This is a genomic window from Stenotrophomonas lactitubi, from assembly GCF_002803515.1.
In the GTDB taxonomy this organism is placed as follows: Bacteria; Pseudomonadota; Gammaproteobacteria; order Xanthomonadales; family Xanthomonadaceae; genus Stenotrophomonas; species Stenotrophomonas lactitubi.
In genome coordinates, this window is the sequence record NZ_PHQX01000001.1 from 2,580,204 (window position 1) to 2,599,354 (window position 19,151).

General features: G+C 66.9%; 19 protein-coding genes. 8 read left to right on the plus strand and 11 right to left on the minus strand.

What is annotated here, in order from left to right; genetic code table 11:
* Positions 1-316 precede the first annotated feature (316 nt).
* On the minus strand, positions 317-1,537 hold the full coding sequence (dksA, locus tag CR156_RS12145; protein ID WP_089236230.1) for an RNA polymerase-binding protein DksA: 1,221 nt from the start codon (positions 1,535-1,537) through the stop codon (positions 317-319).
* Positions 1,538-1,810: 273 nt separating this feature from the next.
* On the opposite strand from dksA, the gene yidD reads away from it, so the two are divergent.
* Genes yidD through CR156_RS12160 form a run of 3 tightly spaced genes read left to right on the plus strand, consistent with a single transcriptional unit; the run spans position 1,811 to position 4,261 of the window.
* Positions 1,811-2,065 carry a membrane protein insertion efficiency factor YidD gene (yidD, locus tag CR156_RS12150; RefSeq protein ID WP_100440597.1) on the plus strand — a complete coding sequence of 85 codons (255 nt, stop codon included), beginning with the start codon at positions 1,811-1,813 and terminating at the stop codon, positions 2,063-2,065.
* Position 2,066: 1 nt separating this feature from the next.
* The gene (locus CR156_RS12155; RefSeq protein WP_100553042.1) at positions 2,067-3,413 is read left to right on the plus strand and encodes a dihydroorotase; all 1,347 of its coding nucleotides are present in this window, start codon (positions 2,067-2,069) and stop codon (positions 3,411-3,413) included.
* Positions 3,413-4,261, plus strand: coding sequence for a M23 family metallopeptidase (locus CR156_RS12160; RefSeq protein WP_165780991.1), 849 nt, complete (start codon positions 3,413-3,415; stop codon positions 4,259-4,261). Before CR156_RS12155 ends, CR156_RS12160 begins: the two co-directional genes overlap by 1 nt.
* Before the next feature lie 123 nt (positions 4,262-4,384).
* On the opposite strand, the gene CR156_RS12165 is transcribed toward CR156_RS12160, so the two are convergent.
* The 5 genes from CR156_RS12165 to efp form a co-directional block, all read right to left on the minus strand.
* On the minus strand, positions 4,385-5,089 hold the full coding sequence (locus CR156_RS12165) for an isoprenoid biosynthesis enzyme family protein (protein ID WP_100553043.1): 705 nt from the start codon (positions 5,087-5,089) through the stop codon (positions 4,385-4,387).
* 11 nt (positions 5,090-5,100) lie between these two features.
* Positions 5,101-5,796 (minus strand): phosphoglycolate phosphatase, encoded by a 696-nt coding sequence (locus CR156_RS12170; RefSeq protein ID WP_100553044.1) that lies wholly within the window; start codon positions 5,794-5,796, stop codon positions 5,101-5,103.
* Complete coding sequence (gene ubiG, locus CR156_RS12175; protein ID WP_033831579.1) at positions 5,793-6,509, minus strand: bifunctional 2-polyprenyl-6-hydroxyphenol methylase/3-demethylubiquinol 3-O-methyltransferase UbiG; 717 nt, start codon at positions 6,507-6,509, stop codon at positions 5,793-5,795. The genes CR156_RS12170 and ubiG overlap by 4 nt, the downstream gene beginning before the upstream one ends.
* 26 nt (positions 6,510-6,535) lie before the next feature.
* Entirely contained in the window at positions 6,536-7,879 is a 1,344-nt protein-coding gene (locus tag CR156_RS12180; protein ID WP_089236234.1) for a TRZ/ATZ family hydrolase, read from the minus strand.
* A 219-nt stretch (positions 7,880-8,098) separates the two neighbouring features.
* A complete protein-coding gene (gene efp, locus CR156_RS12185) occupies positions 8,099-8,665 on the minus strand; it encodes an elongation factor P (protein WP_006379771.1) in 567 nt (188 codons plus the stop codon).
* Between the two features lie 97 nt (positions 8,666-8,762).
* On the opposite strand from efp, the gene epmB reads away from it, so the two are divergent.
* Positions 8,763-9,803: an EF-P beta-lysylation protein EpmB gene (gene epmB, locus CR156_RS12190; protein WP_100553045.1), complete on the plus strand. Its 1,041-nt coding sequence runs from the start codon at positions 8,763-8,765 to the stop codon at positions 9,801-9,803.
* 69 nt (positions 9,804-9,872) lie between these two features.
* On the opposite strand, the gene CR156_RS12195 is transcribed toward epmB, so the two are convergent.
* The 3 genes from CR156_RS12195 to CR156_RS12205 form a co-directional block, all read right to left on the minus strand.
* Positions 9,873-12,029 carry a putative bifunctional diguanylate cyclase/phosphodiesterase gene (locus tag CR156_RS12195; RefSeq protein ID WP_100553046.1) on the minus strand — a complete coding sequence of 719 codons (2,157 nt, stop codon included), beginning with the start codon at positions 12,027-12,029 and terminating at the stop codon, positions 9,873-9,875.
* The gene (locus CR156_RS23405; protein WP_223880325.1) at positions 12,026-12,319 is read right to left on the minus strand and encodes a hypothetical protein; all 294 of its coding nucleotides are present in this window, start codon (positions 12,317-12,319) and stop codon (positions 12,026-12,028) included. The genes CR156_RS12195 and CR156_RS23405 overlap by 4 nt, the downstream gene beginning before the upstream one ends.
* A gap of 103 nt (positions 12,320-12,422) precedes the next feature.
* A complete protein-coding gene (locus tag CR156_RS12205) occupies positions 12,423-13,193 on the minus strand; it encodes an RNA methyltransferase (protein WP_100553047.1) in 771 nt (256 codons plus the stop codon).
* 120 nt (positions 13,194-13,313) lie between these two features.
* Between CR156_RS12205 and CR156_RS12210 the strand changes: the two genes are divergently transcribed.
* The gene (locus tag CR156_RS12210) at positions 13,314-14,141 is read left to right on the plus strand and encodes an inositol monophosphatase family protein (RefSeq protein ID WP_089236240.1); all 828 of its coding nucleotides are present in this window, start codon (positions 13,314-13,316) and stop codon (positions 14,139-14,141) included.
* A 610-nt stretch (positions 14,142-14,751) separates the two neighbouring features.
* Here CR156_RS12210 and htpX read toward each other — a convergent pair.
* Positions 14,752-15,618, minus strand: a complete 867-nt coding sequence (gene htpX, locus CR156_RS12215; protein WP_089236241.1) for a protease HtpX — start codon at positions 15,616-15,618, stop codon at positions 14,752-14,754.
* Between the two features lie 93 nt (positions 15,619-15,711).
* Between htpX and gluQRS the strand changes: the two genes are divergently transcribed.
* The 3 genes from gluQRS (at position 15,712) to phaR (ending at position 18,121) form a co-directional block, all read left to right on the plus strand.
* A complete protein-coding gene (gluQRS, locus tag CR156_RS12220) occupies positions 15,712-16,632 on the plus strand; it encodes a tRNA glutamyl-Q(34) synthetase GluQRS (protein WP_100553048.1) in 921 nt (306 codons plus the stop codon).
* A 17-nt stretch (positions 16,633-16,649) separates the two neighbouring features.
* Positions 16,650-17,390 (plus strand): beta-ketoacyl-ACP reductase, encoded by a 741-nt coding sequence (gene phbB / locus CR156_RS12225; RefSeq protein WP_100553049.1) that lies wholly within the window; start codon positions 16,650-16,652, stop codon positions 17,388-17,390.
* Positions 17,391-17,569: 179 nt separating this feature from the next.
* On the plus strand, positions 17,570-18,121 hold the full coding sequence (gene phaR / locus CR156_RS12230; protein WP_100554158.1) for a polyhydroxyalkanoate synthesis repressor PhaR: 552 nt from the start codon (positions 17,570-17,572) through the stop codon (positions 18,119-18,121).
* An 81-nt stretch (positions 18,122-18,202) separates the two neighbouring features.
* On the opposite strand, the gene CR156_RS12235 is transcribed toward phaR, so the two are convergent.
* Positions 18,203-19,150, minus strand: a complete 948-nt coding sequence (locus CR156_RS12235) for a TraB/GumN family protein (protein WP_100553050.1) — start codon at positions 19,148-19,150, stop codon at positions 18,203-18,205.
* Between the last annotated feature and the right edge of the window lies 1 nt (position 19,151).

Here is a 19,151-nt window from a genome sequence, read left to right on the forward strand (position 1 = left end):
CTTGGCTGTTTTTGTTTTTGTTTTTGTTTTGCTCTTCCCTGCCCTACGGCTTCGGCCTGAGCCGAGCATGGGCTCGGCTCTACAGCGGCCGCACTCGGGAACCGTCTGGAGCGGGCGGGTCACCCGGGCCAGGACCGTTCGCGCCATGGATGGCGCGACCGAGCCCCCAGGGATGGGTTTACGGCGTGTCCTGGCCCGGGTGACCCGCCCGCTCGCTCGCGGAACAACCAAGGCGCCGCTCTACGCAGTCAACTCGAACCCAACAAAAAACCCGGCCGAAGCCGGGCTTTTCGCATGACATCACAACGAACCGGAATCAGTCGCCCTGCTGCTTCTGCAGGTGCTCCCAACGTTCCTGGGCGTCGATGGTGCGCTCGGCGGTCAGGCGCGCTTCGAGGCGCTCCAGGCCGATTTCTTCACCGGTATCCACGCAGTACCCGTAATCGCCCGCTTCCAGGCGCTTGAGGGTGCTGTCGATCTTGCCGATCAGCTTGCGGTAACGGTCACGGGTGCGCAGTTCCAGCGAGTTCTCGGTCTCGCGGGTCGCGCGCTCGGCTTCATCGCCGATGTCACGCACTTCCTCACGCAGGTTCTCGATGGTCTGCTTGGACTCTTCCACCAGGTCGGCGCGCCAGTTCTGCAGGCGCTGGCGGAAGTACTCCTGCTGCAGCGAGCTCATGTACTCCTCGTCCGAGGCCGGCTTGTAGCCTGCGGGCAGGATCGGGCGGCCAGTGGCCTCATCAGTCTTGTATTCGACGACCTTGTACTTGCTGCGCGGCGCAGGCGCTGCCGAACGGGCAGCGACGGCCACGGCAACCTTGCCCACGGGGCGGGTCACGGTCTTCGGAGCGGAATCGGATTTCACGGCGGTTTTAGCAGGCGATTTCGAAACGGGCACGGGATTCTTGGATTGCGGGGCGGTCGATGCTGCAGAAGCGGCGGCGGTGGCCGGCTTGGGGGCCGGTTTGGCTGCTGCCACTGCCGCGGTCTTGGCCGGGACAGACTTGGCCGGGGCCGGCTTCGCAGCTGGCTTCGGTGCGGACTTCACTACAGGGGCCGGCGTCGGCTTGGCAGCCGGCGGGGCGACATTCTTGGCAGTCTTGGCGGCAGGTGCCGGCTTGGCAGGCGCCACCTTCTTTGCTGCCGGCTTCGCAGCAGGCGCGGCGGCAACCTTCTTCACCACCGCCTTCGGCGCCGGCTTGGCTGCTGCCTTCTTCGGTGCCGGCTTGGCAGCGGCCTTCTTCACCGGTGCAGCCTTGCTGGCAACCTTCTTCACCGCCGGTGCCTTCTTGCTGGCAGCGACAGGTTTGGCCTTGACCGGCGCAGCGGGTTTCTTCGCCACTGCCGGCTTGCCGGACTTGGCCGGCGCTTTCTTTGCGGTGGCCTTCCTGGCCGCCGGTTGTGAGGATGCCGCCTTGGTCACCGGCTTGCTGGCCGGCTTCTTGGCAACGGGCTTGGCCGCCAACTTCTTCACAACAGGCTTGGCGGTTTTCTTGGCGGCCTTGACGGCCTTCTTTGCAGTTTTTTTAGCAGCCACGAAACGCTCTTCCTTGGATTCCCCGGGGCCCGGGAAAGCGGGCCTTTATAGCCTACCCGACCCGCAGCAGCAACCTCGGGGGCCCGCTCCATTCAGTCCAGGAGTCAACGGGTCCAAGGCGCGGTCCGACGAACACGGACCGCCTTGCGCGGTACGGAACCTGTCCGGCACCTGGAGGGGTGCCGATAGCGGTCGCAGGCCATCTACGACATGCGACCAACGGCCCATCCTGCACAAATGCGGCCTTCATGCCAACTGGCTTAAGATGACTGAGTGATCTCGCGCCTGCTCATCGCCCTGCTGCGCTTCTACAAGCGCTTCATCAGCCCGCTGCTGGGGCCTCGCTGCCGTTTCGTGCCGAGCTGCTCTGAATACGCCATGGACGCCATCTCCCGGCACGGCCCGCTGCGCGGCAGCTGGCTGGCCGCGCGACGGCTGGGCCGCTGCCATCCGTTCCATCCCGGCGGCTTCGATCCAGTGCCCGAATCTCCCGACGCCCCTTCTTGCCGTTGCACAGGAAAACACTGACATGTCCTCCACGCTCATCACCAACGCCCGCCTGGTCAACGAAGGCCGCACCTTCAAAGGCGACCTGCGCATCGAGAACGACCGCATCGCGCAGATCGGCAAAGGGTTGACCCCGCGTGATGGCGAACAGGTGGTGGATGCGGCCGGGCGCTGGCTGCTGCCCGGGATGATCGACGACCAGGTGCACTTCCGCGAACCAGGCCTGACCCACAAGGGCGACATCGCCAGTGAGTCGGCTGCGGCCGTGGCCGGTGGCCTGACCAGCTTCATGGACATGCCCAACACCAACCCGCCGACGCTCGACTCGACCATCCTCGAAGCCAAGTACGAGCTGGCACGCGGCCGTGCCTGGGCCAACTACGGCTTCTACCACGGCGCCAGCAACGACAACCTGGACGCCATCCGCGCGCTCGACCCGAAGAAGGCGCCGGGCGTGAAGGTGTTCATGGGGGCGTCCACCGGCAACATGCTGGTCGACAACCCGGAAACCCTGGACGCGATCTTCCGCGAGTGCCCGACCCCGATCATCACGCACTGCGAAGACACGCCGATGATCGATGCCAACCTGAAGGCCTTCCAGGAAAAGTACGGCGACGCGCTGACCCCGGAGATGCACCCGGACATCCGATCGCGCGAAGCCTGCATCAAGTCGACGCGGCTGGCGATGTCGCTGGCGCGCAAGCACGGCACCCGCCTGCATGTGCTGCACATTTCCACCGCCGACGAACTGGCGCTGTTCGAGAAGGGGCCGCTGATCCGCGCCGACGGCAGCCGCAAGCAGATCACCGCCGAGACCTGCGTGCACTTCCTGCACTTCGCCCGCCCGGACTACGCCACCAAGGGCAACCTGATCAAGTGCAATCCGGCGATCAAGGACGTGGCCGATCGCGAGGCGATCACCGCCGCATTGGCTGACGACGTGCTGGATGTCCTGGCCACCGACCACGCCCCGCACACCTGGGAAGAGAAGCAGAAGCCCTATGCGCAGGCGCCGTCCGGCCTGCCGCTGGTGCAGTACGCGCTGGTCGCCGCGCTGGAACGCGTGCACGAAGGCAAGCTGACCCGCGAGCAGGTGGTGCAGAAATTCGCCCACGCTCCCGCCCAGCTGTTCGACGTGGAAGAGCGTGGTTTCCTGCGCGAAGGCTACTTCGCCGACCTGGTGCTGGTCGAAGACGTGCCGTTCACGGTCAAGCGCGAGGACGTGCTGTCCAAGTGCGGCTGGTCGCCGTTCGAGGGCACCACGTTCCAATCGCGCATCGCCTCCACCTGGGTCAACGGCCAGCTGGTGTGGGACGGCAGTTCGCTGGTGGGCGAACCCGCTGGCCAGCGCATGACCTACGACCGCTGATGCGTTCGGCACTCATGTGCGGGGCGCTGCTGCTGGCAGCCCCCCTGTTCTCCGCACCGGCGGCACAGGCGCAGGACGGCATCGGCGACCTGATCGACAGCCGCGTGGTGTTCCCGGCCAGCGCTTCGCAGGGCGCGCTGGTGATCGGCAAGGTTCCCGCCGGCAGCAGCGTGCGCTTTGCAGGCCGCGAGCTGCGCGTGAGCAGCTACGGCAGCGTGGTGTTCGGCATCGGTCGCGATGAGAAGGGACCGCTGCAGGTACAGATCCGCCGACCGGATGGCGGCAGCGAGACAGCCACCGTCACCGTGACGCCGCGCGACTGGCCGACCGAGCGGGTGAACGGCGTGCCGCCGAAGACGGTCAATCCGCCACCGGCCATCGCCGAGCGGATCAAGCGCGAGCAGGCGCAGGTCACCGCGGCGCGCGCACGCGACGACAACCGCACCGATTTCACCCAGACCTTCATCTGGCCGGTGCAGGGTCGCATCAGCGGCCGCTTCGGCAATGCGCGCGTGTACAACGGCCAGCCGGGTGCCGGTCACTCCGGCATGGACATCGCGGTGCCGACCGGCACCCCGGTGAAAGCACCGGCCGCTGGTGTAGTGACGTTCGCAGGCCCGGATCTGTACCTGACCGGCGGCACCTTGCTGCTCGATCACGGCTTCGGGGTCAGTTCGAACTTCCTGCACCTGTCGCGCATCGACGTGAAGGTCGGTGATCGCGTCGAACAGGGCCAGGTGATCGCCGCCGTCGGCGCGACCGGCCGTGCCACCGGCCCGCATCTGCACTGGGGCATGAACTGGTTCGACACCCGCATCGATCCGCTGCTGGTGCTGGAACGCAGATAACGCGCGCAGCTTCCCCGCCGGGCATGGCCCGGCGCTACCGCGGGACGGATCGTTTATCGCACATGGGCCGTGCGCTGAATTGGTAGCGCCGGGCCATGCCCGGCGAGCGCAGCGGCCAATCGTTCAGCCGCGCGCGGCCCACCACACGCGCAGCAACGTGCGCACCGGCGTCGCTTCAATCGGCTTGCCGGCGGCCTGCGCCGCCAGGCGGGCACGCGCCAGGCTCGACCACACGCGGCGCGCGCGCGGACCGGGCACACGGGCGCCCCACCCTTTCAGCAGCTGCTGCGCCCAACGCTGCGCAGCATTGCCGGCATCTTCGTCCAGCAGGCTGCGCGGCACGCCGGCCACGCCAGCGTCTTGCAGGCGCTGGGCCAGTGTCTGCTGCAGCACCGCACGACCCGCGCCCTTGCGCGGCGTGTCGGCAAACACCACCGCCTCGACCGCCGCCACCGCTTCGGCATAGTTGCCCAGCGCGCGCTCGGCACCGGCAGCGTCCAGCGCCACGGTGCGCGCCTCGACCAGATCCGGCAGCGCCTCGGCCAGCTGCGCCCACGGTGCGCGCACCGGCTCCAGCACACGGCCCAGCGGATGCCGCGAACGCTGCGCGGCCCAGCTGCGCAGTTCCTCGCCCCACCAGGCCAGCTTGGCGTCGGCCGGCAGCGGGTCGCCACTGGTGTTGAGCATATCGTCGAATTCCTGCAGCAGCGCGAACCACGCCAGCGCGACAGGGCGCTGTGGTTCGGCCACGAACGGCTCGGCCACCGACCATTCCGGCCAGCGGCTGCGCCACTTGTCGAGGAAACTATCCAGCGCGGTACTGCTCACTACGTTGTTCCTTACGGCTGGGCCGGGGTCGCCGGCCGGGTCGGCCAGAGACTGGCCAGTTGCAGAAGTCCAGCGCGCTCGACCAGCACATCGGCGTGCCAGGCCAACGGGTCATCGCTGTGCAGGCGGTAGCCCCACAGCGCCGCCACCGACGGCATGCCGGCGGCACGCGCGGCGATGATGTCGCGCTCATCGTCGCCGACATACACGCAGTCTTCCGGCGCAATACCGATGGCCTGCGCGGCGTGCAGCAGCGGCAACGGATGCGGCTTGCGCTCGGCCAGGGTGTCACCGCCGACCAGCACGGCGCAGCGTTGCTGCCACTGCTGCTGCGGCACGATCAGCTGTGCCAGGTATTCCGGCTTGTTGGTGACGATGCCCCACACCGTACCGGCCGCGTCCAGCGCATCGAGCATGCCGACAACCCCGTCGAACAACACGGCGTGCTGGCCGATCGAAGCTTCGTAGCGCTGCAGGAACTCGGGAATCAGTGCATCGCGCTCGGCCGCTTCCAGTTCTGGAAACGCGGCCGACACCATCGCCCGCGAGCCCTTGGACACCACCGGCCGCAACTGCGCCGGATCGATCGGTGCGCGACCGCGCTCGGCCAGCATCGCATCGAGGGTGGCGACGAAGTCCGGTGCGCTGTCGAGCAGCGTGCCGTCCAGGTCGAACAGCACTGCACGCGGGAACGCTGCGGCGGTCACGGCGCCTTGACCGCGTGGGCCAGGTAGTTGATGTCGGTGCGGCTGCTCAGGCGGGCGCGGTTGCGCCACGGCTCGTAGGCCATGCCGCTGACATCGGCCAGCTGCAGGTCGGCCTCGCGCAGCCAGCGCGCCAGCTCGGCCGGCTTGATGAATTCCTGGTAGTGGTGGGTGCCCTTGGGCAGCAGCCGCGCCACGTACTCGGCACCGACAATGGCCACTGCAAAGGCTGCAGCCGTGCGGTTGATGGTGGACAGGAACAGATGGCCGCCCGGCTTCAGCAGGCGCTTGCAGGCCTCGATGATCGCGCCCGGATCTGGCACGTGCTCGAGCATTTCCATGCAGGTCACCACGTCGAAGCTGCCCGGCTGTTCGGCGGCCAGGTCCTCGGCGGCCTGTACCCGGTAGTCGACGCTGACACCACTTTCCAGTGCATGCAGGCGCGCGACCTTGACCAGCTCCGGCGCCAGGTCGATGGCGGTCACCTCGGCACCGGCCTGGGCCAGCGCTTCACTCAGCAGGCCGCCACCGCAACCGATGTCGAGCACGCGCGCACCACGCAGCGGCGCGCGGTCGGCAACGTACTGCAGGCGCACCGGATTCAGCGCGTGCAGCGGCTTCTGCGGGCCATCGGCGTCCCACCAGCGGTTGGCCAGCGCAGCGAACTTGTCCAGCTCGGCCTGATCGAAATTGGAAGAAGCGTGGGGGGCAGTCATGACGGTTGTCCTTGCGGCGCCTGTGCTCAGGCGCGGATATGACGGATGCGCTCGCGCCACTGGCGCGCGTTGGCGATGATGCCCGGCAGGTCCATGCCGACCAGCTCACGCTGCACCAGCTTGGGCTTGCCGGCGATCCAGACGTCGCTGACCTGTTGGCGCCCGGTGGCATACACCAGCTGCGACAGCACGTTGTGCAGCGGCTGGGTTTCCAGCGCGGACAGGTCGACGCAGACCAGATCGGCCTGTTTGCCGACCTCGATCGAGCCGATGCGCTCGCCGAAGCCCAGCGCGCGGGCGCCACCCAGCGTGGACGCGCGCAACGTGGTCGCCGCGTCCAGCGCGGTGGCATCGTCGGCCACGGCCTTGGCCAGGATCGCCGCGGTGCGGTTCTCGCTGAACATGTCCAGGTCGTTGTTGCTGGCGCAGCCGTCGGTACCGATGGCCAGGTTCACGCCGGCGCGCTGCAGGGCGCAGGCCGGGCAGAAACCGGAGGCCAGTTTCAGGTTCGATTCCGGGCAATGCACCACGCTGACGCCACGCTCGGCGCACAGGTGGATCTCGGCTTCGGTCAGCTGGGTCATGTGCACCGCGATCAGGCGGTCGTTGACCAGGCCGAGACGATCCAGCCGCGCCAGCGGACGCTGGCCGTGCAGCTTGATCGAATCGGTGATTTCCTGCGCGGTTTCATGGGTATGCAGATGCACCTGCATGTCCAGCTGGTCGGACAGCATCCGCACCCGCTCGAAATTGGCATCGTTCACCGTGTACGGCGCATGCGGCGCGAACGCGGTGCCGATCAGCGGATCGGTGCGCCACTGGTCGTGCAGTTCACCGGCCTTGGCGAAGTACTCGTCGTCGGTCTTGGCCCAGGCGGTAGGGAAATCGATGATCACCGCGCCGACCAGCGCGCGGAAGCCGTGCTTCTTGTAGACAGCGGCCTGCACGTCACCGAAGAAATAGTTTTCGTTGGCGCAGGTGGTGCCGCCACGCAGCATCTCGGCAATGGCAAGGGTGGTGCCGTCGGCCACGAATTCGGGGCCGATCACCGCCGCTTCCACCGGCCAGATGTGCTGCTGCAGCCAAGTCATCAGCGGCAGGTCGTCGGCGACGCCGCGCAGCAGGGTCATCGGGTTGTGCGTATGTGCGTTGACCAGGCCCGGCATCAGCGCGGCCTCGGGGCGGCTGACCACCTGGGTGGCGCGGAAACGCGCACGCGCTTCGGCACGCGGCAGGATGGCCACGATCTCACTGCCACGCACGGCGACGGCATGGTCTTCCAGCACCACCGCATGCGGCTCGATCGGGACCACGTAACCGGCTTCGATCAGCAGATCGCAGGCTTCGGGGAGGTGCGGGCTATCGCTCATGCGGGCTCACTGGCTATGGGGGAAGGACCGTACGTAGCCTTGGCTCCGACCTGGCGACTGATCACCGGTCAAACGGCTACCGCTGAGCTTCTTGAAGGCAAGCCCCTGAGTCAGGGGCGGCCGCGAAGCGGCGGGGTGTGGGTGCTGGTGAGCGGGGGCCCACGATCCGCATGGCGGATCGTGGGAGCGCCAGCGCGAATGCGCCGGCGCGTACCCGGATTACTTTACGCGCGAGGAGTACTCGCCCGAACGGGTGTCGACCTTGATGATTTCATCCTGGTTGACGAACAGCGGCACGCGCACCACGGCACCGGTTTCCAGGGTGGCCGGCTTGCCGCCACCGCCCGAGGTATCGCCACGGACGCCCGGGTCGGTCTCGGTGATCTTCAGTTCGACGAAGTTCGGCGGCTGCACGAAGATCGGCGAACCGTTGAACAGGGTCACGATGCAGGACTCCTCGCCCTTCAGCCACTTCTCGGCGCCGCCCATGCCGGCCTTGTCGGCCTGCACCTGCTCGAAGGTTTCCGGGTCCATGAAGTGCCAGTACTCGCCGTCGCTGTACATGTAGTCCATATTGGTATCGACCACATCGGCCACTTCCACGTCGTCGGTCGCCTTCATGGTCATTTCGACCGTGCGGCCCGACTTGATGAAGCGATAGCGCACGCGGGTGAAGGCCTGGCCCTTGCCCGGCTTGATGAACTCGGTCTCGGAGATGACGGCCGGTTCATTGTTGACCAGGATCTTCATCCCGTTCTTGACATCGTTCATGCCCGCAGTGGCCATGCTCAAGCTCCTCAAATGGCGAAACCGCCGCGCGTGCGGCGAGCCGGATAGAATGGAAAGCCCACCGGAACCCCGGCGGGCAACTGTTTATGTGTCCATGATAACCGCAGGCCCCCTCTCCATGCAGCTTTCCGCCTTCCCCCGGACCCAGTCGCCAGGCGCGCCCGCGCGCTGGCAGCAGCTGTGGCGGCAGGCCCTGCGCGACCCGCAGACGCTGCTGGCCCGGCTGGATCTGGATGCCGCGGCGCTGGGTGTATCAGAGGCCGCCATCGCCCAGTTCGCGCTGCGCGTGCCGGAGGGTTTCGTCGCGCGCATGCGCCGTGGTGATGCCCACGATCCGCTGCTGCGGCAGGTGCTGCCGATCGACGCGGAGATGCGCCCGGCCCCCGGGTTCAGCTTCGACGCGGTGGGCGACGGCGCAGCAAAGAAGGCCACCGGGGTCATCCAGAAGTACCGTGGCCGCGCCCTGCTGGTGGCCACCGGCAGCTGCGCGATCAACTGCCGCTACTGTTTCCGCCGGCATTTCGACTATGGCGCCGAAAACGCCGCCAAGGGGGGATGGCAGGAGGCGGTGGACGCCATCGCCGCAGACCCGGACATCGATGAGGTGATCCTGTCCGGCGGCGACCCGCTGTCGCTGGCCACCCACAAGCTGGCCGAGCTGACCGATGCACTGCGCGGCATCGCGCATATCCGCCGGCTGCGCATCCATACCCGCCTGCCGATCGTGCTGCCCGAGCGGGTGGATGATGAGCTGCTGGCCTGGCTGGGCGACCTGCCATGGCCGCTGGCGATCGTGGTCCACGCCAACCACGCCAATGAATTCGACGCCAGCGTCGATACCGCGATGGCCCGCCTGCGCGGCGTCGGCGCCCAGCTGCTGAACCAGGCGGTGCTGCTGCGTGGGGTCAACGACAGCGTGCAGGCGCTGCAGGACCTGAGCGAGCGCAGCTTCGCCGCCGGCGTGCTGCCCTATTACCTGCACCAGTTGGATCGGGTCGAGGGCGTGGCCCACTTCGAAGTGGACGACGTCCAGGCCAAGGCCCTGATTGCCGGCCTCACTGCCCGGCTGTCCGGCTATCTGGTACCCAAGCTGGTCCGCGAACTGCCCGGCGACCCGAGCAAGCGCCCGGTGTAACAGTAGATCCACGCCATGCGTGGATGGGCTTTTCTGGCAGAAACATCCACGCATGGCGTGGATCTACTGTCACACGCCCGCCTCGATCATCCGCACCACCTCGGTGGCAGTGACCGGGTGGCTCAATCGATAGCCCTGGCCCAGATCGCAGCCACGCTGGGCCAGCAGCTCGAACTGCGCCTCCTGCTCGATACCTTCGGCCACCACCGTGATGCCCAGTGCGTGGGCCATGGCGATGATCGCCGTGGTCAGGGCCAGATCGTCCGGATCGCGCTGCATGTCGGCGACGAAGCTCTTGTCGATCTTGACCCCGTCCACCGGCACCTGCCGCAGGTGGCTGAGACCGGAGAAGCCGGTACCGAAGTCGTCCAGCCACACCTTCACCCCTGCCCGGTGCAGGCGGTCCAGCAGCTGCGCGGCCAGCATCTCATCGCCGATCACCGCCGTCTCGGTCAGCTCCAGGTGCAGGCGCGAGGCCGGCAGGCCCGACTCCTGCAGGCACTGCGCGACCAACGCCGGCAGCTCGCCACCGCGCAACTGCCGTGGCGACACATTGACCGAGATGAACAGCTCGTCGCCGGCCACGCCGCTGGGCCACTGCACGGCTTCCATGCAGGCGGCACGCAGCACCTTCGGGCCGATGATCTCGATCAAGCCGCTCTGCTCGGCCACCTCGATGAACACTGATGGCGGGATCGTGCCCAGCGTCGGGTGCTGCCAGCGCAGCAGCACCTCCACACCGACCATGCGGCGGTCGCGCATGCGGAAGATCGGCTGGTAGGCCAGCCGCAGCTCGCCGCGCTCCCAGGCGCCGCGCAGCTCCTGCTCCATGTGCACGCGGCGTTCGACAGCGTGATCCATGTGCACGCGGCGTTCGACAGCGTGATCCATGGCCCGGCTGTAGTAGCGGTAGCAGTTCTTTCCCGCCATCTTTGCCTGGTACATCGCGATGTCGCCGTTCTTCAGCAGCGTTGTCGCATCCGCAGCGTCGTCGGGGAACAGGGTCACGCCGATCGAGGTGCCCAGGAACAGTTCCCTGCCCTGCACCACCAGCGGCTTGCCCAGCTCGCGTACCAGCACTTCGGCCAGCAACCGCGCATTGGCCGCGACATCGCCATCGCCGACCAGGATCACGAATTCGTCGCCGCCGAACCGCGCCAGCAATGCGTCATCGCCGCCGGCCTCGGTCACTGCACGACCGATGCGCTGGGCGAACTGCAGCAGCGCCTCGTCACCAGCCTCATGGCCCAGCGTGTCGTTGACCCGCTTGAAATCATCGATATCGGCGAACAGCAGGCCCAACCGGTGATTGGATGCACGAGCGGCCATCAACCGGTGGTCCAGCGCCTCGCGGAACGCCAACCGGTTGGTGAGGCCGGTCAACGCGTCGGTGTAGGCCATGCGCCGCACTTCGCGGTCGTGGCGGGCAATCGCATCACGCATGCGGGCAAAGCCGCGCACCAGTTCACCCACCTCGTCATCGCGGGTGTTTTCCCGCAGCGGCGCCTGGTAGTCGCCGGCTTCGATGCGCCGGGCAGCCGCGGCCAGATCGCGGATCGGCGCCACCAGCGTGCGCTGCACGTAAAGGATCACCACCACGCCGATCACCACCAGCAGGCCCAGCATCAGCAGCAGCCAGCCCAGATGCCGGCTTCCCATCTGCTGCAGCCGCTCGCCGAGGGTCGCATTGGCCGCCTGCTCTCGCTGCAGCACTTCATCCAGCGCCATGCCGACGCGGACACCACCGATGCGCTGATTGCCCATCCTGATCGGCATCGCGTTGTCGAGCACCGTGGGCGATTGCTGCACCACCAGCGACTGGGCGGCAACCGCCCCGGCAGCCAGCGGATCGGTCATCGGCTGTCCGGATCCGGGCACCCCGGCCGAGCCGTCGTGGACCAGCCGCCCGCGGTCGTCGAACACCAGTACGTAGCGCACCACCGGCTGCCGCGAAATGCTGCGCACCAGCGCCCCGACCTGGTCCAGGTCGTTGTTGCGGAGCGGACTGGCAAGTGCATCGGACAGCTCGCGCACCATGGCCTCGCCACGGCTGCGCACGCTGCGGTCGAACAGTTCGTGGATGACACCGTTGCTGAGCGACCTCACCTCGCCCTGCATCGCCGCCTGCCGCCCCAGCAGCACGGCCAGGATCGCCACCACCACCAGCATCGCCCCGCCCATCGCAAGCAGGAACCGGGCCTGCATCCCCGAGCCGAGCAACTTCATTCCACTTCCATCCGCACGCGCGTCAACCCTTGTTTCAATCCATCCAGCCACGGCTGCGCATGCGCATCGACGCGGCGGAAACCGGAAGCCCCCAACACCTTCTCAAACGCACTCTGCACCCGCCGATAACAGACGACACGCGGCAGCGCGCCGGACGCGCGGCCGAACGCCGGCGGCGCCGGTCCGGCAACCGCACGGTCCACACTGCCGAGCGCATGATCCTGCGTCATCGCGAGTCGCCCCTCTCCGCTGCCCAACGCCCCCATCGCCGTCCCGGCCAGCAGGGCCAAGGCCAGGCTCAGCAGTTCCCCCTGCATTGCCCTACGCAGACCCGACACAAGCTTCATCCCCCAAGGGTATCCAGACAGACTACCCGAAAAAATGGGGCCGTCGTCAGCTGTCCTTGTCGTTCTTCTGGGCCAGGCGCGCCATGCGCTGGGTATCGGCCAGGATCCCGCGCAGCAGGCGCACTTCCTGCTCGCTTGGCTCGCTGCGCAGGAACAGACGGCGCAGCTTGCGCATCGCCGACTCGGGCGCGCGCCCCTTGTGGAAATCGATCTCGTCCAGCGTCTCGCCGAGCTGGGCGAAGAAGCTCTCCATCTGATCGTGGCTGGCAGCCTGCTCGCGGCTGTCCGGCCCGGTCGCGGCCACGGGCTGTGCGCCCAGCAGCTGCATGCGCACTTCATAGGCCAGCACCTGCACCGCGGCGGCCAGGTTGAGCGAGCTGAACTCAGGGTCGGACGGAATGTGTACTGCTGCATGGCACAGCTGCAGCTCCTCGTTGGTCAGGCCGGTACGCTCACGGCCGAACACCAGCGCCACCTCGGCGCCTTCGCCGGCCTTGGCCACTGCGCGGACGGCGGCATCGGCCGGCAGGAACTCCTCCAGCTGGACCCGGCGCGCACGTGCGGTGCACCCCAGCACGAACCGGCAGTCGGCCACGGCTTCGGCCAGGGTGGCCACCACAGGTGCGTCGCCGAGCACGTCCTCGGCACCGGCCGAGCGCCGGAAGGCCTCTTCATCAAGCGGTTTCTCCGGTGCTACCAGCACCAGGCGGGCCAGGCCCATGGTCTTCAGGGCACGGGCGGCGGCGCCCATGTTGCCGGGGTGTTGGGTCCCGACCAGGACGAATCGGAGGCGGGTAGCGACAGGAAACTGGGACATGAACAGGGAAAATGTCGAGCTGGACGAAGACCAATGGTAAACTGTGCGGCCGGCCACTGCGCCGGACCCGCTCTTTTCCCCCGCCAGCCCTTCTCTTCTGCCCTTCCGGGAGCCCATGCCATGCAGAAACCCGCCGTAACCGTCATGGTCAAGGCCGCCCGCCTCGCCGGCAACGTCCTCTTGCGCAACATCAACAAGCTCGAGGCACTGAATGTAGTCCAGAAGGGCCGCATGGACTACGCCAGCGAAGTCGATGCGGACGCGGAAAAGGTGATCGTCAAGGAACTCAAGCGCGCTTACCCCGAGTACGGCATCTTCGGTGAAGAAGGTGGCGTGCAGAGCGAGCGTCGCCACATGTGGGTCATCGACCCGCTGGACGGCACCAGCAACTACCTGCGCGGCGTACCGCACTACTGCGTGTCGATCGCCCTGGTCGAGAACGGCGAGCCGACCGACGCGGTGATCTTCGACCCGCTGCGCAACGAACTGTTCACTGCCAGCCGCGGCGCCGGCGCCGTGCTCAACGACCGCCGCATCCGCGTGGCCGACCGCAAGGATCTGGAAGGCACCATGATCCACACCGGTTTCGCCCCGCGCGAGCGCGCACGCGCCAGTGCGCAGCTGAAGTCGGTGGACGCCCTGCTGGTGCACGCCGAGGACATCCGCCGCTCGGGTTCGGCCGCGCTGGACCTGGCCTACGTGGCCTGTGGCCGCGCCGATGCCTACTTCGAGGCTGGCGTGAAGGCCTGGGACATCGCCGCCGGCGTGCTGCTGGTGCGCGAAGCCGGTGGGAAGGTCTGCGACTTCAAGGGCGCGACCCCGGCACGCATGGACAACCGCGGCCCGGACACCCAGCAGATCGTGGCCGGCAACCTGAAGGTGGCCGAGTCGCTGCAGAAGGTGCTGGTCAATACCGGCTACGCTGCCGAGTTCGACGCGAAGTTCTGAGTTTCCGCGTAAAGCGGTTCATGGAGACGGCACCTGCGAAGGTGCCGTTTTCGTTTGCGCGGTGATCGTGCTTGTTACTTTCTTTGCTCGTGCAAAGAAAGTAACCAAAGAAACACGCCGCCATCCGCGAGCCGGTGCTTCTCGGGGAATCAGGGGACGGCGCCGAACTCGCTGCGCTCAGACATCGGCGCCTCTGCGCCCCTGATTCCCCTGCGATGCTCGGCTCGCTACAAGGCGGACCCAACGTCAAAGGCTACAGCTGCACCCAGTAGATCCACGCCATGCGTGGATGCTCTTGCCGTTGATCTTGATCTTCCAGTCCGCCTTATAGCGAGCCGAGCACCGCAGGTCCGGCGAGGGCGAAGAGGTGCCGCTGTCCTGTAGAGCCGACTGCTAGTCGGCTGGCTTCCCGCATCGCCCCTCGACGGACCGAGGAGCGCAAGGAACCGACATCCGAAGCACGACGGCTCGCGACTGGCGGCGCGTTTCTTTTGGTTACTTTTCTTTTCGCGCGAAAAGAAAAGTGACGCCCATGAACTTATCGGATCGCAACAACAAAAACGCCCGGCGCGAGGCCAGGCGTTCCTGCATCTCCATCGGGGGCCGAAGCTTACGCCGCAGTCGACGCCCGCAGCGCGGCAATGCGCTCTTCCAGCGGCGGATGGCTCATGAACAGCTTCTTCGCCGTCGAACCGGCAATACCGAACGCGGCGATCTGCGTCGGCAAGGTGCTCTGGCCGTGGTTGAGCTGCAGTCGCTCCAGCGCCGAGATCATCTTCTGACGGCCCGCCAGCGAAGCACCGCCCGCGTCGGCACGGAACTCGCGGTGGCGCGAGAACCACATCGAGATCATCGTGGCGAACAGGCCGAACACCATCTCCAGCACGAATACGATGATGTAGTAGGCAAAGCCACGGCCGCCGCCTTCGCGGTTGCCGGACAACGCGCTGTCGATCACGCCGCCGACCACGCGGGCCAGCACGATCACGAAGGTGTTCAGCACGCCCTGCAGCAGTGCCATGGTGATCATGTCACCGTTGGCGACGTGGGCGATCTCGTGGCCGAGCACGGCTTCGGCTTCGTCCTCGCTCATGTTCTGCAGCAGGCCGGTGGACACCGCCACCAGCGCGTTGTTGCGGTTCGCACCGGTGGCGAACGCGTTGATCTCCGGGCCGTCATACACCGCGACTTCCGGCATGCCGATACCGGCCGCCTTGGCTTGGCGCTCGACGGTGGCCAGCAGCCAGCGCTCGGTCTGGTTGCGCGGTTCGGTGATCACCACCGCGCCGGTGGAGCGCTTGGCCATCCACTTGGACAGCAGCAGCGAGATGAGGGAGCCACCGAAACCGAAGATCGCGGCCATGACCAGCAGGCCGCTCATCTGGTTCGAATTGACCCCCAGCAACGACATCACGATGCTGGCGAGGATCAGGACCGCGAGATTGGTCGCCAGGAACAGGGCAATGCGGGTAAACATGGGAAATTCCGGCTTGGAAGGGGTCGATATCCGTCAATTTGCGGTGCGGTCAGCTTGAATTCAAGCGCCAACCTGACCGACGATTCAGCCTGCATGACTTTCTCCCTTCCCTGCGGCCGTTTCGCGCCCTCGCCCACCGGCCTGCTGCATCCCGGCTCCCTGCTCGCCGCCTTCGGCAGCTGGCTGCTCGCGCGACACCATGGCGGCCTGTGGCGGTTGCGCATCGAGGACGTCGATCCACCCCGCACGGTTGCCGGTGCGGCACAGGCGCAACTGCAGACCCTGGCCGCGTTCGGTCTGGTCCATGACGGGCCGGTGATCTGGCAAAGCGCGCGCGGCGATGCCTATCAGACTGCGCTGGACCGCCTGCTGGCCGATGGCCACGCGTTTGTCTGCCACTGCAGCCGCAGCGATCTGGCCGCCAACGGTGGCCTGCACCACCACTGCGTCGCGCGGCAGACAAGACCGGACCCCGCCGTCCGCTTCCGGGTACCTGCGGGCAGGGTGGTGCATTTCGAGGATGGCCTGCGCGGCCGGCAACACCAGGATGTCCATGCCGAGGTGGGCGACTTCGTACTGCGCCGCGCCGATGGCTGCTGGGCCTACCAGTTGGCGGTGGTCGTCGACGATGCCGCGCAGGGCGTGAACGAGGTCGTGCGCGGCGCCGACCTGCTCGATTCCACCGCCCGGCAGATCCTGCTGCAGCAGGCGCTGGACCTGCCGACGCCGCGCTACTGGCACCTGCCGCTGCTGCTGGATGCACCGGGCCACAAACTGTCCAAGTCACTGGCCGCGCTGCCGGTGGAAGCCCGCGAGCCGGTACCGGTGCTGCGCCGGTTGTGGGAACTGCTGGGCCAGCCGAACACCGCACTGGAAGGCATCGACGACCGCGATGCGCTGTTGGCCGCCGCGCAGCGCAGCTTCGACCCCGACCTGCTGCGGCGCGCGGACATCCTGCTGCCGGCGGGCGCACTTTCCGCGCCGATGTTGCAGAATCCCCCTTCCCCCACCTGATATCCGGACAGCTTTCCATGACATCTCGCGTCGCACTGGTCACCGGCGGAACCGGCGGCATCGGTACCGCCATCTGCCAACGCCTGGCCGACCAGGGCCACCGCGTCGCCACCAACTACCGCGACGAGGCCAAGGCCCGCGCCTGGCAGCAGTCGATGACCGAACGTGGCTACCAGGTGTCGATCTTCCCGGGCGATGTCTCCGACTCGGCCAGCGCCGAAGCCCTGATCCGTGCGGTCGAAGCCGAACTGGGCCCGGTCGAGATCCTGGTCAACAACGCCGGCATCACCCGCGACACCACCTTCCACCGCATGCGCGCGGAGCAGTGGCACGATGTGATCAACACCAACCTCAATTCGGTGTTCAACGTCACCCGCCCGGTCATCGAAGGCATGCGTCGACGCGGCTGGGGCCGGGTCATCCAGATCAGCTCGATCAACGGCCTGAAGGGCCAGTACGGCCAGGCCAACTACGCCGCCGCCAAGGCCGGAATGCACGGCTTCACCATCTCGCTGGCGCGCGAGAATGCAGGCTTCGGCATCACCGTGAACACCATCTCGCCCGGCTATGTGGCCACCGATATGGTGATGGCGGTGCCCGAGGAAGTGCGCGCCAAGATCATCGCCGACATCCCGACGGGGCGCCTGGGCAAACCGGAAGAAATCGCCTATGGCGTGTCCTTCCTGGTAGCCGAAGAGGCCTCGTGGATCACCGGCAGCAACCTGGACATCAACGGCGGCCACCACATGGGCTGGTAAACGGCGCCAAGATCGAAGGATCCTGTGCTGCACCCTGCCGTTGGTCATGCTGCGCAGCACGCAAAGCCTTGTTGCGCAACATTCCGGCGACGGAAAACCAAGCCTGGCGGGGGCTGGGGCGGTTGCAACCGCTGCTGCACTGCGCCATGCTGCGCGTCTACTGTGACGAGTACCGCTTCATGGCTGCGACCCGCATCATCAAGAAGTATCCGAACCGCCGTCTGTACGACACCGAGATCTCCAGCTACATCACCATCGAAGACGTGCGCCAGCTGATCCTCGACGGCGAAGACTTCGAAGTCCGCGACGCCAAGAGCGGCGACGACCTGACCCGCTCGGTCCTGCTGCAGATCATCGCCGACCAGGAGCAGGACGGTGAACCGATGCTCTCCACCCAGCTGCTGAGCCAGCTGATCCGCTTCTACGGCGATTCCCTGCAGGGCTTCATGGGCAACTACCTGGAGCGCAGCATGCAGGTCTTCCTCGACCAGCAGCAGCAGTTCCGCCAGCAGATGGGCAACCTGCTGGGGCAGACGCCGTGGGCGATGATGAACCAGCTGACCGAGCGCAACCTGGAGCTGTGGCAGGAATTCCAGCGCAACATGGGCAGCGGTTTCGGTGGTCCGCGTCCCGGTGGCACGGGAACGGGAACGGGCACCGGCACCGGCACGGCCGGCAAGCCGAGCGAGCCGACCGGCGGCACCGGTACCGGCGGCAAGACCCGCCGCTGAGGCAACCGCCCCGGCTGATACGAAAACGGCGCGCCATGGGCGCGCCGTTCTGTTTTCAACGCCACCACGCGTGGCGTGGATCTACGGACGTTTGGCCTTGCATGCCGAGCACACCCGCTCGACCTTGTAGCCCTTCGCGCGCAGCTTCTCCACCACGCCATCGTTGCCCAGCAGGTGCAGGCCGCCCACCACCACCAGCGTACCGCTCTGCCCGGCCTGCAGGTACGGCAGCAGCTTCGGCACCCATGCATCGTTGCGGTCGGTATTGATGCGCTGATAGAGCTGCGGATACTTCTGGCGCATCTCCACGCCCATCCGGTTCCACAACAGGCGATCATCGCCGCGACGCCAGGCCTCATGCAGCATCTGCGCCTGGGCATCGCCCTTGCCTGCTTCGTCCAGCGCCTCGGACAGCATCTGCCGCTGCTCCTGCACGCTCATGCCATCGAGCAGGTTGATCTGGCTGGACATGTCTTCCAGGCCTGCGGTCTTCTTGCCCGCCTTCTGTGCCCGCTGCATGAAGTGGCGGTCCAGCCCCAGCTCCGGGTCCAGGCCCAGCTTCTGCATCTGCGCCACGGTGATGGTCAGGCCGACGAACCACGCTTTCATGCCCTGCAGCTGCGCCAACGGCAGTTTGTTCTGCGTCGCATAGGCCTGCAGCTTCTGCCAGGTCGGCGCATCCAGGTCGCGCTTGAGCTCGCTGCCATCCTTGCGGGTAGCGACCTGCACCATCTGGCTGGCCATCTGCGGCGACTGCAGTTCCTCTGGCGTCACTTCGAACAGCACGCGCTGCGAGGCTTCAAATGCCTGCTCGACATCGGTCGACAGCGGATAGTCCTGTGGCTTCAACAGATGGAAGGAGCCCAGCAGGTACAGGCGTGCATCTCCCTGCCCGGTGACCTTCCACAGCAGCGGCACCGGCGGCTTGCCAGCCGATGTGTCGGCTGGCGCATCGCGCGCGATGGCCAACGGGCCGGCGGCGCAGGCAACGAGAAAAACGGCACTGCGCAACAACAGTTTCATCAACATG

Bases quoted from the DNA above. Each gene is read 5' to 3' on its own strand.
- epmB (WP_100553045.1), top strand. From the start codon at position 8,763: ATGATAACCGCAGGCCCCCTCTCCATGCAGCTTTCCGCCTTCCCCCGG.
- phbB (WP_100553049.1), top strand. From the start codon at position 16,650: ATGACATCTCGCGTCGCACTGGTCACCGGCGGAACCGGCGGCATCGGT.
- gluQRS (WP_100553048.1), top strand. From the start codon at position 15,712: ATGACTTTCTCCCTTCCCTGCGGCCGTTTCGCGCCCTCGCCCACCGGC.
- efp (WP_006379771.1), bottom strand. From the start codon at position 8,665: ATGGCCACTGCGGGCATGAACGATGTCAAGAACGGGATGAAGATCCTG.
- phaR (WP_100554158.1), top strand. From the start codon at position 17,570: ATGGCTGCGACCCGCATCATCAAGAAGTATCCGAACCGCCGTCTGTAC.
- CR156_RS12180 (WP_089236234.1), bottom strand. From the start codon at position 7,879: ATGAGCGATAGCCCGCACCTCCCCGAAGCCTGCGATCTGCTGATCGAA.
- CR156_RS12235 (WP_100553050.1), bottom strand. From the start codon at position 19,150: ATGTTGATGAAACTGTTGTTGCGCAGTGCCGTTTTTCTCGTTGCCTGC.
- CR156_RS12160 (WP_165780991.1), top strand. From the start codon at position 3,413: ATGCGTTCGGCACTCATGTGCGGGGCGCTGCTGCTGGCAGCCCCCCTG.
- CR156_RS12205 (WP_100553047.1), bottom strand. From the start codon at position 13,193: ATGTCCCAGTTTCCTGTCGCTACCCGCCTCCGATTCGTCCTGGTCGGG.
- CR156_RS12195 (WP_100553046.1), bottom strand. From the start codon at position 12,029: ATGAAGTTGCTCGGCTCGGGGATGCAGGCCCGGTTCCTGCTTGCGATG.
- htpX (WP_089236241.1), bottom strand. From the start codon at position 15,618: ATGTTTACCCGCATTGCCCTGTTCCTGGCGACCAATCTCGCGGTCCTG.
- CR156_RS12210 (WP_089236240.1), top strand. From the start codon at position 13,314: ATGCAGAAACCCGCCGTAACCGTCATGGTCAAGGCCGCCCGCCTCGCC.
- CR156_RS12155 (WP_100553042.1), top strand. From the start codon at position 2,067: ATGTCCTCCACGCTCATCACCAACGCCCGCCTGGTCAACGAAGGCCGC.
- ubiG (WP_033831579.1), bottom strand. From the start codon at position 6,509: ATGACTGCCCCCCACGCTTCTTCCAATTTCGATCAGGCCGAGCTGGAC.